The sequence below is a fragment of the Synechococcus sp. CCAP 1479/10 genome (assembly GCF_019038515.1).
Lineage (GTDB): Bacteria > Cyanobacteriota > Cyanobacteriia > PCC-6307 > Cyanobiaceae > Cyanobium.
The window spans coordinates 22773-37786 of sequence record NZ_JAFKRJ010000027.1 but is presented as its reverse complement, the minus strand read 5'-3'; the positions used below and the strand labels follow the sequence as shown (position 1 = coordinate 37786).

Sequence of the window (15014 nt, the reverse complement as noted above, 5' to 3'; positions counted from 1 at the left end):
CGGTCAGGGGAAGCTGGAGGTGCGCGAGCGACTGGAACTCGACAGCCCAGTGAACGACGCCCCCAGCCCGTCGCTGAGGGCCAGGGTGTAGGCCGGTTCGCGGCTGTTGTTGAGGGTGGGCGCGAAGGCGTCGACGTTGGTGAGCAGCACCGAGGACACGTTGGCCGTGCCACCGGTGAGGTTGAGGGTGCCGTTGTCGTTGATGGGCGGGCCCGTCCGGGTCATGGTCCGGGTGCCGCCGTCGTAGGCGTAGGTGATCGTCTGTCCCCCCGCCAGGGTGAGGGTGAGGGAGGTGCCGGGGACGGCCGTGGCCGAGGCCGATTCGGTGATCTCGCTGTCGAGCAGGTGGTTGATGCGGCCCCAGTGGTCCTGCAGCCGCCGCAGCGATTCCTGCTGGGAGGACACCCGGATCTGGGTCACCATCACGTTGCTGCCGGTGGCGAAGATCACGCCCATGATCACCGAGGTGATCAGCAGTTCGACCATGGTGAAGCCCCGGTGCCGGGGGCGCCGCCGCTGGTGCTGAAGGTGGGAGATGGGGTGGTTCATGGCGTCAGAGGGTGCCTCCGTAGCTGCTGTCCGGGCAGGTGCCGCCGCTGGAATTGCTGGAGCCCACACTGATCAGGCCGAGGCCTTCGGAGATGCGCACACAGCGCATCGGCCCGCCGCTGCCCGCCAGGGAGATCTGGATCACCACCGGGGCGTTGAGCTGGGCGTCGGCGGCCGCGGCATTGACCGTGCCGCGGGGGGTGAACTTGAAGCTGGTGGTGCCGCCCGGGGCGATCGTGTAGGTGGAGGAGCCGAGGGTTTCGCTGATCTGCATCGGCTGGCCGGTGAGGCAGTTGTTGGCGATGGTCGGGTTGGCGATGGCCGTGCCGGCGATCAGCTCCGAGGCGCTGGCGAGGATGGCGCCGCCTGTGAGGTTGCCGCCGCTGATGGTCACCTGGCAGGCATTGCCCTTCAGCGATGTGCGCCGCACCCCCTCCAGCCAGCCCGCCAGTTCGGTGGCCACCGCATTGACCCGCTCGCGCCGCCATTCATTGCCGGAGGCGGCGAGGCCGACGGCGGCGAGGATGCCCACGATCACCACCACCACGGTGGTTTCGATCATGGTGAATCCGGCGTTGGAGGGGTGTTTTTTCATCAGGGGCACCAGGCGACGGTGGTGGGCACGAGCGTGACCCGGCGCAGCAGTTCGCCGCTGCTGCTGTTCGTGTAGGTGATCGTGTAGCGGTGAAGGTTGCGCACCACGTTGGTGCCGAATTCACTCACGGTCTGCTGCCCCTGGTTGGCGGCGTCGATGCTGTAGGTGATGCCGGCCGCCGTGAGGGTCGAGGGGGTGGCGCCGATGTCGGCCACCAGCTGGGTGATCAGGCTGGTGGAGTTGCACAGGGCCTCGAAGAGCTGGCCGGCGCTGCTGTTGCCGTTGGCCGCCGTGGAGGTGGGTGGCGGGAAGAAATCGTTCTTGGAGAGCTCCACGCTGCCCAGGCTGGTGCAGGTGCCGGTGCTGCAGGTGTAGCGATCGTTGAGCCGCCGCACCCGGGCCAGATCGGTGTCCACCAGGGCCTGCTGGCGGTAGCGCGTCTCCGCCGCCGCCGAGGAGCGGTTGGACTCCACGAACAGCACCGAGGTGCCGGTGAGGGCCAGCACCAGCAGCACCGACGACACCATCAGTTCCACCAGGGAGAAGCCACCGGCGCCGCGGCTGCGGCGGGGCGGGGGAAGGGGGGGTGGATGGAAGGCAGTGGGATGGAAAGCTTTCACGGTGGCTCAGGAGTAGGTGTGTCGTCTGACGGCCCTGGTGACGTAATCGATCGCAAAGGACTCATAGAGGGAATCGTCGCCGCCGCAGAACTTCATCAGCCCGCAGACGCTCTCGAGATCGGTCGGGGAGATCGTGACGCTGATGTTGCCGTTGGCCCGGAAATCGTTCGTCCAGATCACCCCCTTGAAGTCCGGGGTGCCGCCCATCTCGATGTTGCCGAGGGGGAAGTACAGGAACATGCTCTGGGAGGCGCCGTTGCCGTTGCCGAGATCCAGGTATTGGGCCCCGCAGGGGGCGGGCGCCCCGGGGCGGCAGCCGAACAGGGCCAGGTCGGCGGCACGGGGGGCGCCCTGGGTGCTGGTGGAGCAGGTGATGGCGCCGGCATCGGAATCGCACTGGAAGATGCCGGAGGAGCCGTTCCCCCGGGTGACGCTCTTCTGGCCACTGGTGGAGGCGTTGGGGAAGTGCAGCCGCACCGGGATCGTGCTGGCGGCGGTGCTGCCGCTGGTGTCGAAGAACAGTTCGACGTTGTTGCCGGTGCTGAGGCGGTTGAGGCTGCAGGAGATGGTCTGGAACGTGCCGGGAGGCGAGGCGCCGCCGTTCTCGTCCTCGCGGGTGCAGAGCGTGTTCCAGGGGGCGGGCCAGCTGGCGAAGTTGCGGCTGGCCAGGGTCAGGTCGCTGGTCACGCTCACGTTGCAGTTGGCCGGGGGCGAGGTGCTGCGGCAGGTGGCGTTGGCGGTGGGCAGCGGTGGCGGCAGGTTGACGTCGACCACGTTGACGCTGGTGTGGGCCAGGCCGTCCACGCAGCCCCCGGCAAAGGACGCAATGCAGGTGACCGGATCCACGTTGAGGTTGTAGGCGCCGCCGGAGATCACCAGATCGCCGGTGTTGTCGTCGGCGGCACCGGCCACGAAGCCGAAGCCCGGGGCCAGGCTGCAGCGGCGGATGTCGTTGCCGAAGCTGTTGCCCAGGCCGCGCAGGCTGCGGTCGAGGCACTTGGGCACCACCTCCAGGGTCTGCTGCAGGGTGCTGGCGGCCACGACCGAGCCGCCGCGCAGGGCGAAGCCGCGCACGGTGAGGGTGAGCTCGCCGGCGGTGGGGGGCACGGCGGCGACCCCGGTCATGGGGTTGGCCAGGGTGCCCTGGCGCACGCTGGCGGCGGTGGCGGCGGAGCAGTCCACATCCACCAGCCGCCAGCGCTGCTGGGAGCCGTCGCCGACGTTGATCGTCTGGGCGGTGGGGAGGGCCCCGGCGGTGGGGAAGGTGGCGCCCACGTTGGCGAAGGCCCGGCCATCCGGCACCTTGACGGCGTTGTTGACGGCGATGGCGGCGGGCGTGGATGTCTCGAGCAGGCAGGCGTTGACCAGCAGCTGGCGGTTGCGGTGGCGGTTCAGCTCACTCACCACCGCCGTCATGCCGATGTCGGCCGCGGCCCGGGCATCCCGGGCCTGGCTCTGGTAGGCCGAGGCCAGCTCCGCCATGGAGGAACGCTTCGCCACGGCCAGCCCCCCGAGGAGCACGGCCATGATGATCAGGAAGCAGGCCACCATGAAGCCCCTGGCATCGCGGGGCCTGCGGGAGCCCGCCAGCGTCAGCAGCAGCAGCCGGCCAGTCATCGCTCCAGGCCTCCTCCGACGTGGACAGGAACCCCATTCGCCGCAGCACTTCTGCTGCCCCTTCAACGTACCCCCGGATCACCCGGAGGGATTGAGAACCGTGACGTAATCGGCTGGGGGGATCGGAAGAGAACGATGACAATCGGCCATGAAAAAAGCCCCCCGGATGGGGGGCGGTTCCCGGTTCATTCCGGCAGGGTTCAGAGCACCTGCACCACCTCGTTCACTTCGGGGATCGCCTCGCGCAGCTTGCGCTCGATGCCCATTTTCAGGGTCATGGTGCTGCTGGGGCAGGAACCGCAGGCGCCCTGCAGCCGAACCTTCACCACCGGGCCGTCGATCTCGACGATCTCCACGTTGCCGCCATCGGCCATCAGGTAGGGACGCAGCTCGTCGAGCACCCGCTCCACGTTCTCGATCGTCAGGGCGCGGGGGTCGCTCTCCACGGCGGGCGCCATGGTCCCGGCGTCGGCGGTCTCGGGGCTGGCGGTGTCGGTGGTCATGGCAGATGCAGAGGGTCGTTTGGTCAAGCTTAGGGAGGCCGGCGCCCTCCGGGCCGGGGGCAGGCCAGGGGACCTCCCTAGGATCGCTCCAGCTTCTTCCGTGGCTGCCTGAGTGATCGGGCGCCGGCCTGATCCCACCCCATGACCGACGTTCCCGCCCAGCGGATCCGTAACTTCTGCATCATCGCCCACATCGACCACGGGAAATCGACCCTGGCCGACCGCCTGCTGCAGGACACCGGCACCGTGGCCGCCCGGGACATGCAGGCCCAGTTCCTCGACAACATGGAGCTGGAGCGGGAGCGGGGCATCACGATCAAGCTCCAGGCCGCCCGCATGGAGTACAAGGCCGCCGACGGCCAGACCTACATCCTCAACCTGATCGACACGCCGGGCCACGTCGATTTCTCCTACGAGGTGAGCCGCAGCCTGCTGGCCTGCGAGGGCGCCCTGCTGGTGGTGGATGCCAGCCAGGGGGTGGAGGCCCAGACGCTGGCCAACGTGTACCTGGCGCTGGAGAACGATCTGGAGATCATCCCGGTGCTCAACAAGATCGACCTGCCCGGGGCCGATCCCGACCGGATCAAGGCGGAGATCGAAGCGATCATCGGCCTCGACACCTCCACGGCCATCAACTGCTCCGCCAAGACCGGCCTGGGGGTTCCGGAGATCCTGCAGGCGGTGGTGGACCGGGTGCCGGCGCCGCCGGACCAGGCAGACGAACCGCTGCGGGCCCTGATCTTCGACTCCTACTACGACCCCTACCGGGGCGTGATCGTCTACTTCCGGGTGATCAGCGGTGTGATCGCCCGCAAGGACAAGGTGCTGCTGATGGCCAGCGGCAAGGTGGTGGAACTCGACGAGGTGGGGGTGATGGCGCCGGACCAGCGGCAGGTGGACAGCCTCCATGCCGGTGAGGTGGGCTACCTGGCCGCCTCGATCAAGGCGGTGGCCGATGCCCGCGTCGGCGACACCATCACCCTGGCGGCCAACCCGGCGAGTGAACCGCTGCCCGGCTACGCCGAGGCCACGCCGATGGTGTTCTGCGGCCTGTTCCCCACCGATGCCGACCAGTACCCCGACCTGCGGGAGGCCCTCGACAAGCTGCAGCTCTCCGATGCGGCGCTGCAGTACGAGCCGGAGACCAGCAGCGCCATGGGCTTCGGCTTCCGCTGCGGCTTCCTGGGCCTGCTGCACATGGAGATCGTGCAGGAGCGGCTGGAGCGCGAATACGACCTTGACCTGATCGTCACCGCGCCCTCGGTGATCTACCAGGTGAACATGATCGACGGCAGCACCATGATGGTGGACAATCCCGCCACCCTCCCCGATCCCCAGAAGCGGGAATCGATCGAGGAGCCCTATGTGAAGCTGGAGATCTACACCCCCAATGTGTACAACGGCGCCCTGATGGAGCTGTGCCAGGAGCGCCGCGGCGAGTTCATCGACATGAAATACATCACCACCGACCGGGTGACGCTGCACTACGAGATGCCGCTGGCGGAAGTGGTGACCGACTTCTTCGATCAGATGAAGAGCCGCACCAAGGGCTACGCCTCGATGGAGTACAGCCTGATCGGCTATCGCAAAAATGAGCTGGTGCGCCTTGACGTGCTGATCAACGGCGAGAAGGCCGATCCCCTCACCACCATCGTCCACCGTGACAAGGCCTACAACGTGGGCAAGAGCCTGGTGGAGAAGCTCAAGGAACTGATCCCCCGGCAGCAGTTCAAAATTCCCATCCAGGCCTCGATCGGCAGCCGCATCATCGCCAGCGAGAGCATCAGCGCCATCCGCAAGGACGTGCTGGCCAAGTGCTACGGCGGTGACATCTCCCGTAAGAAGAAGCTGCTCAAGAAGCAGGCCAAGGGCAAGAAGCGCATGAAGGCCATGGGCCGGGTGGAGGTGCCCCAGGAGGCCTTCATGGCGGTGCTGAAGCTGAATCAGTGAGCCGGCTCTGAAGCGGCGGGCCGGGCCTGAATCGGAAGGCTCCGCGCCCTTTCGTGCAGCGGGTGGTCTCACCCTTTTGCAGCGCCAAACGGATTCTGTACAGGATGTACAGATCTGGACATCATGCTGGCCGCGCCTCAACGTCCCCTGGCTGCGCCTCAACGTCCCCTGGCTGCGCCTCAATGTCCCCTAGCCGACCGCGCGATTCCGCCCGGCCCACCACCCGTACCTAGTCCGTCGAGCGGCGCCGGTGCTGATGGACGGGCCCGGTGGCGTCGGTGCGGAAGAACAGGCTCGGGGTGAGGCCCACCCGCCGCATCTGGCGCCGGCCGCGGAGCTGCATTACCACCAGCCCGGCGCCGGTGACCCCCTGCAGCAACAGGGTGGTGATCAGGCGCACGGGGTTGAGCAGGTGCTGCTGCAGCGGTGTGACGGGGGCGAGCTGCCGCTGGCTGAACAGGGTGGCGGCGTCATGGATGGTGACCGCCGGCAGCAACAGCAGCAGGATCAGCCCCAGGGGCAGCAGGGTGCGGTGCAGCGCTCCGGTCCAGGGTTGTTCGCGGGGGTGGCGCCGATGGCCGCCGCCGATGAGATAGAGGCCGAAGCCCACCGGCAGCAGCGGCAGGGCGGGGGAGAGGCCGATCAGGCCGTTGAGCCGGCCGGCGGGAGCCTCGACGCTGGCGAAGCTGCCCGCCAGCAGCAGGGTGCTCAGCTCCAGCACCAGCAGCAGCAGCCCCACCAGCCGCAGCTGGCCCAGGGAATAGTCCAGCTGGTGGCGATTGACGATGCTGTCGACCTCATCGCGGGTGTCCCTGTGCCGGCGATCGTTCATGGGGCGCTGGTGCGTCATTCCCATGGCAACACTGACAGGCGAAGCCCGGATCAGGGATTTTCAAGCCAGATCTGAAACTCTGCCGGCGTCAGGATCAACAAGGGGAGCAAGGGGTTCCTCAGGGCGAGGAGATCGGCATCGCCGCTGACGAGGACCGGCACGTCAGCCGCCAGGGCCAGGTCGAGAAACACCTGACCTTTCGGGTCGCGAACCTGGATCTGACAAGGCTTGAGGGAGCCGGCATGGGTTTCACACCACGGCAGCACATCCGCCAGCAGCCGATCAACGTCGGCCCGCGTGAGCCGAAACTTGGGGCAGGCGAGCACACGGATCAGTTCGCGGGCTGAGGATTCGCTCAGCACAGGCGTGATGGCGGCTGTCTGCCAGGTCCGGCGCAGCCAGGCCAGGCGGCCGTTCTCAAACAACAGCGCCGAGACCAGCACATTCGTGTTGTGAACAACGCGGATCGTCACGCCTGGCGGGACCATGCCACCGCGGCGGCCACATCCTCTTCTGTGATTCCCAGCTCCTCCAGGCGGGATCGAACCTGGGAGGCCGCATTCGGGTGGACAGGGGTGAGCACGATGCGACCGTTCTCGGTCGCCACGTCGTAGTAGTCAGCGATCCCCACGGCCTCCACCACGGCCTTGGGCAAGGTGAGCTGGTTCTTGCTGGTGCGCTTGGCCAGGACCATGAACGCCGCCGGCTTTGTCCGGAATAAAGGATTCCTTACTTTGGGCCGGCGGCAGCCCGTGACCCCTCGGGGGAACCCTGAAAAGGCGTTCGCTGTCATCGCCATGCGCTCGTTGCACCGCCACCGATCCGGGGAGCGGGGATTCGCCTTGCCCCTGGCCATGGGGGCGTCCCTGGTGCTGCTGCTGGGGAGCCTCTCGGCCCACACCGCCAGCCTGCAGCTGCGTCTGCAGGGGATCCGGGAGCAGCAGCAGCGCCGGGCGGAGGACCGGCTGGCCTCGGCGGGCCAGCAACTGCTGGCGGAGCTGCACCGCAGCCATCCATGTCTGCTGGCGCTGCCGCTGCCGCAATGGGATGTCCAGGGCCTGGCCTGCGCTCCGGCCCAGGCGATCGCGGCCCTGCGGCAGGGCCAGGTGCTGGGGGGCTCCTACCGCCTGGTCGCCTGGCGCCCGGAACTGCAGCCGGCCGAACTGCTGCTGGAGCTGGCCGCCGGCGGGGGCCAGCCGGCGCGGCAGGGGGCCTTCACGGTGCAGCTGGCGCCGGCCCAGCCACCGACCCAGCCCCAGCCGCAGATCACCGACGTGCGGCTGGTGGGCCTGCGGGGGGTGGCGCCATGAGCCTGATCGAACGGCAGACCGGATCGGCAAGGCAGAATTGGAGCTGATACCTCCAGAAAGGCGGCGGATTTGGCGATGGTAGGGCGATTTCTGCAGGAACCTGCCGGCAGCTTTTTCCTGTTCGGTCCCCGTGGCACCGGCAAGTCGACCTGGTTGCGCCAGGCCCACGGCAGCGCCTACCGGCTCGACCTGCTCGATCCCGAAGCTCAGCGCCTCCACCAGGCCAGGCCGGAACGCTTGCGCGAGAGGGTGGCCGCCGAACCCGGCATCGCCATGGTGGTGATCGATGAGGTGCAGAAGGTTCCGGGGTTGCTGGATGTGGTCCATGCTCTGGTGGAGGAGCATCCCGGTCTTCGTTTCGTCTTGACCGGATCCAGTGCGCGAAAGCTGCGCCGCGGCAGCTGGAATCTGCTGGCCGGGCGCCTCGTGTCGGCGTCAATGCACCCCTTTCTGGCGGCGGAGCTGGGGGCTGATTTCAGTCTGGAACGGGCTCTGCGCTTCGGGCTGGTGCCCCTGGTCTGGGAAGCGAAGGATCCGGAGCAGACCCTGCGGGCCTACGCCTCGCTGTACCTCCGGGAAGAGGTGCAGGCCGAGGCGCTGGTGCGCGATCTTGGCGGCTTTGCCCGGTTCCTCGAAGCGATCAGCTTCTCCCATGGCTCCACCCTCAACCTGTCCGCCGTCGCGCGGGAGTGCCAGGTGGGCCGCAAATCCGTCGAGAACTATCTGGCAATCCTGGAGGACCTGCTGCTGGCCTTCCGGTTACCGGTCTTCAGCCGGCGGGCAAAGCGCCAGGTGGTGGCCCATGAGAAGTTTTTCTACTTCGATGCCGGTGTGTTCCGATCCCTGCGGCCGGCCGGCCCGCTGGATTCCCCTGCCGAGATCGAGGGCATGGCCCTGGAGGGTCTGGTCGCCCAGCATCTGCGGGCCTGGATTGCCTACCGCTGCAGCGGCGATCAACTCTTCTACTGGCGCACCAAGGCGGGTCGGGAGGTGGATTTCGTGCTGTACGGACCCGACAGCTTCACGGCCCTGGAGGTGAAGCGCAGCCGCCAGATTCACTCCAGGGATCTGCAGGGTCTGAAGGCCTTCCAGGCTGACTACCCGGAAGCCACGGTGGCCCTGCTCCACCTGGGCGCGGAGCCGCTGCGGATCGATGGGATCCTCTGCCTCCCCTGCGGGGATTTCCTGAAGGGGGTGGATCCGCGGCAGCCGCTGCCGATCCATTGACGAGCACCGACACGCCCGCAGGGTCCTCCTGTCGACGGCTTCCGCTGCTGTCCTCGGCTGGGAACTCTGGAGAAGTCGTTGCTGCCATCGCCATGCCCAGACGTGTTTGTTGGCTTTGTTTTGATCACCCCCCACGGTCGTGGAGGGTGGCGCCATGAGCCTGATCGAACTGCTGACCGGATCGGTGCTGTTCACCGCCGCGGCGGGATCCTCCCTGCAGCTCTGGGCCCTGGCGGCCGCCGCGGCCGTGGCCGAGCAGCGCCAGCAGGAGCGGCTCGAGCAGGCGGAGGCCGCCCTGTCGCGGGCCGAAACCTCCCTGCGCGCCCTGACTCCCTCCGCCGGCGATTGCACCACGGCGACGGCCCAGCTGCTGCAGGCCCTGGCGGCCCAGCCCCTCGCCCCGGGGCTGGCGCGCCAGCTGGAGGTGTCCCCCAGCGGAGACGGGGTGGTGCTGCGGATGGCGGTGGCCGGCGAGCCCGAACCGCGCCAGCGGCTGTACGCGCCGGCGGCCTTCGGGCGTTGCGGGATCCCGCAGGGAGGGGGCGGTGGCACACCCTGAGCCGGGGGGCTTCACCCTGCCGGAGGCCCTGCTGACGCTGGTGCTGGTGGGGCTGCTGGCCCAGCTTGGGTTCAGCTCCGCCAGCCGGGAGCTGGCCCTGGCTCGGCTGGAGGGGGCCAGCCGCCGGGTGATGGTGGGGCTGGAGCGGGGACGGGATGCCGCCCTGCGCAGCGGCCGCCCCTGTGCCCTGAGCCTGGAGGCCACGGGCTGGCGGGAGCCCCAGGCGGGCGGCCTGCCGGCCTGCGAGGGGGCGGCCCTGGAGCTGGGGGAGGGGATCGGTGGGCCGGATGTGACGGTCAGCCACAACTTGCCGGCGGCGGTGCGCTTCACCAGCAATGGGCTGATCATCGACGGCGGCACCGTGCTGCTGAGCACCGAGGGCACCGATCTGGTGCGCTGCGTGGTGGTGGCCCTGCCCCTCGGGGTGACCCGCCTGGGACGGCAGGGGCCGGGCGGCTGCCTGCCGGATCCCCAGTCCTGAGCCGCCCTCTCTATCTGTACTGGAGTTGCGCCATGGCCTTGCTGTGTTCCCACGGCCGTTCCGTCAGGGGGCCGGCGGGCTTCTCGCTGGTGGAGCTGCTGGTGGCGGTGAGCCTCGCGCTGCTGCTCTGGGGGGTGGTGCTGCAGGCCCTGGTGGCCGATGGCCGTCAGGTGGAGCGGATGGTGCGCCAGGTGCGGGAGCGGGGCCAGCAGCGACGGGTGCTGGCCCTGCTGCGGGGGGACCTGCAGCGGGCCACCCGGGTGGACGTGGCCCTGGGGACCGGTGCCGCCTGCGCCCTTGGGGGCCGGGATCCGGTGCTGCAGCTGCAGACACCGGCCGGCCCGATCACCTACACGGTGGGCAGCCCACCGAGCGCCATCTGGCGCCGGCGGGTGCTGATGCGTTGTGGTCCGGCCTTCGGGCTGGATGGGGAACCGGGCACCGGAGCGGCCCAGAACCGGGTGCTGCTGGATGGGCTCACCCAGCCGGGGCTGGAGGCCACCGTGGAGCCCGACGGACTGCTGCATCTGCGGCTGCGGCAGGAGTTCGAGCCCTCAGGGGGTGGAACCCAAAGGATCCAGACGGAGGTGCGGGTGGGGGGGCCTTCCTGAGACGAGACCATTCCAGAGATGCGTCACCACAACGGCGTCGACTGAGCCTCTGAACGGAGACCAAATTGGCAACCTGAGAAAGCAGGCCCTGCGACTGGCGGAACGGCGGCTACAATCAGCTGTCGGCAAAAGCTCTGGGATGACAATTGATTCTTTCCGAGAAACGCTGATCGCCGCAGGCATGGAAGCAAATACCGACAAGATATCCACCCACCATTACGAAAGACCATACGCAAAGTCTTTGTATCGCTTTCGAGATAAGGGCCCTTTTGCGATGCTTGAAATCGGGTATGGATCCGGTGCGGGTGTCAAGTTCTGGAAAAGTCTGTTTCCTGAAGCATTTATCTACTGTTTTGATCGAGATGTCGAAGGCGAAGAGGATCGTGTCAAAGTTCTGAAAGTTGATCAGTCGGATCTGCAAGGCCTGCAGTTGGCCATGAAGCAAATTGTCCATCCCATTGATTTGATTGTTGACGATGGTTCGCACCACCCTTCCCATCAGATTCTGACGTTCTCTTCCTTGTTTCCAGCTTTGCTGAGTGATAATGGCTTGTATGCCATTGAAGATATCGAGACATCCTATTGGCGAAATGGCTCGCTGTATGGATATGCAATGAATTATGGACTTAATGATCCCTGGTCAGTGATGGAAGCGTTCAAAGTCGCCTCTGATTACGTCAATCGACGCTTTCTTTGTGAGGAGGATAAGTCTCTTCTTCAGTATCGGATGTTGAGTATTGGGCTAGATCCTGATGCGATTGAATCGGTAGAGAGTATTCTTTTTTCGAGAAATTGCATTTTTCTTGAGAAGCTTAATGCGTCAATGAATGACATGGATTCATACAAAAACTCTTTTGCGTCATCTAGGTTTCTCTCTGGCTGATTTCTTGAGAAGTGAAGAGAGTATTTGGCACTTGGAAACAGCTTCTGTAGGTTGTCTGATTCGTTGTTCACGCTCTGTAGTGTTTCCATAGGTCAAAATCTTTTCTTGACAAGACTACAATTCATTGTAGTCTTGCATACTGTGCATGATCCCTTTTGTCAATCTTTGTTCCCGGCTCTAGTCGGCGCCCTTCGTCCTTGGACAACGACTCAGTAGTCTAAATTTGGTGGGCTTTCGTTGATGGGCCTTGAATGGTAGTCGTACATGCTGACTCTTCTGATGAGATAACTGCTAGTTCCAGAAAGATATGAAGATCAACATGAAGTCAACGCCACTAGTTAACCGTGGTGTAGGCAGAAACTGGTTAGGACGATCAACTGACAGGACGTCACAGTTGGCTAGCCACTTGGTAGAGAAACTTCTCACAGGATTGAATGTAGTCAAGATTGTTGTAAATTGTTGACTGGCTTTTCTGCTGAATCTCCTCTTTGAGCTTGCGCCTGCGGTCAGGATCACCCATCAGATCTTTGAATAGGGCAATGTATTCATCTTTGCTGTTGGCGATTGGCGCATCATTAACCTTTGCGTACTCGTACGAGCGAGACACTACGGACGATCTTAAGGTCTTGCCTCGTAAGGTAATGCAAGGAGGTCCGCACCAAGCCGTCTCGATAAACGTAACTCCAGCACCGTAATGGATCGGATCCAGATTTAGATCCAAGAGCTGATTAAGACTGTGGTAATCATTCATTTCCATTCTCTGGACAAAACAAATCTGATTGAATACGGTTGGGGCATTCTTCTTTATGCGTTGAACAAAGCGCTGGTTCAGTGTATCGTTCTCTGATGCAGCGATAATGATGAGTATGGACTCGTCAATCTTTGCGATCTCTTCTAGGTAGAAGTCAAAGGCTGGATGAATCTTGTGGAGAGACTGCAGACATCCCACTAGAAATCGATCAGGAGGGAGCAAGAAATAGTCCGTGCTCTTTTCGATGGGCGCCGACTTTTCAAGTTCAAAGTAGCCGAGATAGCCATTTATTGATATAAGTCTTTCGGTGTACTCACTTTGGTCTTCGCAATCATGAAAGATCATTGATCGGAGATAGTAGTCAATCTCGGAGAGCCCCGTTGTATGGGGGAGCCCCCATCCAGTTACCTGCAGAGGAGCAAGCCGTACCATGGGTAAAATTCCGTCAAGGGGATTCATCCCGATATCTGTGATGAAGTTTATGTCAAGATGAAGGCCGGAAATCTGCTTACAGGCACTGCCAAAGTCGGAGGCAAGATAAACTGATTGATCAGCATGATTATTGATATCAGTATGAGCAAGATCTGATTTTACGCCGTGCCGATGGATGAGGACAACTTCAAATAAATCCCGGCTGAGGTTCTTGATCAGTCCTGCGTGAGCTTGAAGATTGCTGTGCTGAAAGAAGGCTCTAGACATAAAGCCGATTTTGACTTTTCTGTTCACCCTACAAAAAACAGGAGTGGATGGGACTGATTTGCATTGGGGTGAATGGGAAGTCGAGTTTTCCTCGATGATTTGACGAGCGACGTATCGGATGTGCTGGTAGTAGGCTTCCAGCAGCCACTTCAAGTTGATATCGCCGTGATAAGCTAAATAGAAAGTATGACAGGCCGATGTGGCTACAGACAATGATCGGATGAATCCAAAGGACTGTTCGTCCAACGAGAGACTATTGAGATTGACGATGAATGAATCAAGAGCCTGCGATAAATCGTTGGCCGATACCGCAACTTGCGGCATGATAAAGAGCGTATTCAGTTTGCTGATCTCATCTCCAGTTATCTCATGAAGGAGAGCGTAGGCTTTGCGTGCGGCTTTCCAGTGGGACTCTGCGTTCAAGGCTTGTCCGAGAATGTCAAGCGCTTCGATATCTTTACGGTCACGCTTCAGCAGATGACAGGCATACCTCCTGGCAGGATAATAGTGGCCTGTATCCAATAGTATTCGAGCCGCCAGTTTAGTCGATGCTTGGGAATGGTCTTGATCAGACTGGTTGGCTTGCAGCAGACGCATGGCCGAGGACAAATCGCCCTCTCGATAACTGATGTAAGCAGAGATGTAGCTCATCTCACTATCGGTAAAGAGATATCTGTTTGCTGCTTCCTCCACAAACAGTGAGCGTAACTTTGCATCTTCAAGACCAGCTGCAATAACTGCGGCTTCTGTGGTTAGCAACGAAAATCCGCTGATGTAGTCAAGGGCCTTGATTATGTCTGAGGGCTGGATCGTCAGGCGTTTAAGCGCACTGGCAATAATGATGATCAAGTCACCACGAAAGGATAAGCTAGTGGTTAGGAGCTTTAAGGCGCTTCGGATTGATGCGCGATAGTGGCCACATTTTCCTAACGCAGTCGGAAGGACCAAATCAAAGTCATCAACGGCTTCTTTTCTGAGCCGTGCTAGCTTCAGTGCAAGCAGAGCCGCTTTGCGGTACTCTCCAACGCGGCAAAAGAGACAAGCTCTGCGTGCTTCCTCCTGCATCAGTGCCTCCCGGCTATGACGGCTGGTGGCATTCATGGGCAGGGTAAAACGGTTTTCACAGTCTAGCAAGCATCACCGAACATCGGATCAGCTAATTTCTTTGTCTTGTGATGTTTCCCGCAATCACCAGCAGGCCAATGAGCTTGACTTTGCGGCTACAACTGGAGCAGAAAGGCTGGAGAATGGATCAACGACCCGTTGAGTATGGTCGGTTTTCTCTGTGCAGATGCTGAGAAGCCCGAGCATTGGCATTTTTTTGGAGATGGGCCGGTCCATTGGACTATCACAAACCCTGAAGTTTGTGATTCAGGTGAGTGCACAGCTCAGGTTTCCGTTGGTCGCGACAGTAATCACTGCTTGTGAGGCCCCAGTTGAGGTTGCCGCAAGGCATCGCAGACCGGATACGGTTCCTCCCCAAGTGGCAGAATATGTCTGGGATGCCGTGCCACTGCATGTGACACCTCCACCCGTTGGCTCAACGCCAACGCCACCTGAGCCTTTGAAGGTGGCACATTCCTTAGCCAAGCCGATGATTTCACCGATCGCAGCACCGGCAGAAGCAGCATTCCTTGCGCGAAGGAAGTTGGGCAGGCCGACGGCGGAAAGAACCCCAACGATCGCCACAACGATCATTAGTTCGATGAGAGTAAAACCTTGCGCTCCATTCGGCTTCTTCTCCCTCAGGCTACGGAACAAGACTAGTTTTGTCTTTGGGGAGATTTTCATTGAAGGGAAGAGCGTTGAGACGGCTTGCCGAGTATG

General features: G+C 62.9%; 17 protein-coding genes. 7 read left to right on the top strand and 10 right to left on the bottom strand.

Going from position 1 to position 15014, the window contains the following annotated elements; all coding sequences use genetic code 11:
* Nucleotides 1–3 precede the first annotated feature (3 nt).
* The 5 genes from KUG39_RS10545 to KUG39_RS10525 form a co-directional block, all read right to left on the bottom strand.
* A complete protein-coding gene (locus KUG39_RS10545) occupies nt 4–549 on the bottom strand; it encodes a PulJ/GspJ family protein (RefSeq protein WP_216914989.1) in 546 nt (181 codons plus the stop codon).
* Nucleotides 550–553: 4 nt separating this feature from the next.
* Nucleotides 554–1144: a pilus assembly FimT family protein gene (locus tag KUG39_RS10540; protein WP_216914987.1), complete on the bottom strand. Its 591-nt coding sequence runs from the start codon at nt 1142–1144 to the stop codon at nt 554–556.
* Nucleotides 1144–1764 carry a type IV pilus modification PilV family protein gene (locus KUG39_RS10535; RefSeq protein ID WP_216914985.1) on the bottom strand — a complete coding sequence of 207 codons (621 nt, stop codon included), beginning with the start codon at nt 1762–1764 and terminating at the stop codon, nt 1144–1146. Before KUG39_RS10535 ends, KUG39_RS10540 begins: the two co-directional genes overlap by 1 nt.
* 6 nt (nt 1765–1770) lie before the next feature.
* A complete protein-coding gene (locus KUG39_RS10530; RefSeq protein ID WP_216914983.1) occupies nt 1771–3381 on the bottom strand; it encodes a hypothetical protein in 1611 nt (536 codons plus the stop codon).
* A 200-nt stretch (nt 3382–3581) separates the two neighbouring features.
* On the bottom strand, nt 3582–3839 hold the full coding sequence (locus KUG39_RS10525; protein WP_261351723.1) for a NifU family protein: 258 nt from the start codon (nt 3837–3839) through the stop codon (nt 3582–3584).
* Nucleotides 3840–4025: 186 nt separating this feature from the next.
* Between KUG39_RS10525 and lepA the strand changes: the two genes are divergently transcribed.
* A complete protein-coding gene (gene lepA, locus KUG39_RS10520; RefSeq protein WP_094586135.1) occupies nt 4026–5834 on the top strand; it encodes a translation elongation factor 4 in 1809 nt (602 codons plus the stop codon).
* Nucleotides 5835–6063: 229 nt separating this feature from the next.
* Here the strand turns inward: lepA and KUG39_RS10515 are convergent, their stop codons facing one another.
* The 3 genes from KUG39_RS10515 to KUG39_RS10505 are packed head-to-tail and all read right to left on the bottom strand — an operon-like array spanning nt 6064 to nt 7360.
* Complete coding sequence (locus KUG39_RS10515) at nt 6064–6666, bottom strand: hypothetical protein (protein ID WP_216914981.1); 603 nt, start codon at nt 6664–6666, stop codon at nt 6064–6066.
* A gap of 50 nt (nt 6667–6716) precedes the next feature.
* Entirely contained in the window at nt 6717–7139 is a 423-nt protein-coding gene (locus KUG39_RS10510; protein ID WP_198960129.1) for a putative toxin-antitoxin system toxin component, PIN family, read from the bottom strand.
* A complete protein-coding gene (locus KUG39_RS10505) occupies nt 7136–7360 on the bottom strand; it encodes an AbrB/MazE/SpoVT family DNA-binding domain-containing protein (RefSeq protein WP_094586133.1) in 225 nt (74 codons plus the stop codon). Before KUG39_RS10505 ends, KUG39_RS10510 begins: the two co-directional genes overlap by 4 nt.
* A 103-nt stretch (nt 7361–7463) precedes the next feature.
* Here KUG39_RS10505 and KUG39_RS10500 point away from each other — a divergent pair, with 103 nt between their 5' ends.
* The 6 genes from KUG39_RS10500 (at nt 7464) to KUG39_RS10475 (ending at nt 11737) form a co-directional block, all read left to right on the top strand.
* Nucleotides 7464–7976 carry a hypothetical protein gene (locus KUG39_RS10500; protein WP_143594143.1) on the top strand — a complete coding sequence of 171 codons (513 nt, stop codon included), beginning with the start codon at nt 7464–7466 and terminating at the stop codon, nt 7974–7976.
* A 75-nt stretch (nt 7977–8051) separates the two neighbouring features.
* On the top strand, nt 8052–9203 hold the full coding sequence (locus KUG39_RS10495; RefSeq protein WP_216914979.1) for an ATP-binding protein: 1152 nt from the start codon (nt 8052–8054) through the stop codon (nt 9201–9203).
* A 154-nt stretch (nt 9204–9357) separates the two neighbouring features.
* Nucleotides 9358–9762, top strand: a complete 405-nt coding sequence (locus tag KUG39_RS10490) for a hypothetical protein (protein ID WP_216914977.1) — start codon at nt 9358–9360, stop codon at nt 9760–9762.
* Nucleotides 9749–10243: a GspH/FimT family protein gene (locus KUG39_RS10485; RefSeq protein WP_094586129.1), complete on the top strand. Its 495-nt coding sequence runs from the start codon at nt 9749–9751 to the stop codon at nt 10241–10243. The genes KUG39_RS10490 and KUG39_RS10485 overlap by 14 nt, the downstream gene beginning before the upstream one ends.
* A 32-nt stretch (nt 10244–10275) precedes the next feature.
* Nucleotides 10276–10854 carry a prepilin-type N-terminal cleavage/methylation domain-containing protein gene (locus KUG39_RS10480; RefSeq protein WP_216914975.1) on the top strand — a complete coding sequence of 193 codons (579 nt, stop codon included), beginning with the start codon at nt 10276–10278 and terminating at the stop codon, nt 10852–10854.
* 139 nt (nt 10855–10993) lie between these two features.
* Nucleotides 10994–11737, top strand: a complete 744-nt coding sequence (locus tag KUG39_RS10475; RefSeq protein WP_216914973.1) for a class I SAM-dependent methyltransferase — start codon at nt 10994–10996, stop codon at nt 11735–11737.
* A 388-nt stretch (nt 11738–12125) separates the two neighbouring features.
* Here KUG39_RS10475 and KUG39_RS10470 read toward each other — a convergent pair whose 3' ends face one another.
* A complete protein-coding gene (locus tag KUG39_RS10470) occupies nt 12126–14288 on the bottom strand; it encodes an O-linked N-acetylglucosamine transferase family protein (RefSeq protein ID WP_216914971.1) in 2163 nt (720 codons plus the stop codon).
* A 270-nt stretch (nt 14289–14558) separates the two neighbouring features.
* Nucleotides 14559–14978, bottom strand: a complete 420-nt coding sequence (locus tag KUG39_RS17325) for a prepilin-type N-terminal cleavage/methylation domain-containing protein (protein WP_286194002.1) — start codon at nt 14976–14978, stop codon at nt 14559–14561.
* Between the last annotated feature and the right edge of the window lie 36 nt (nt 14979–15014).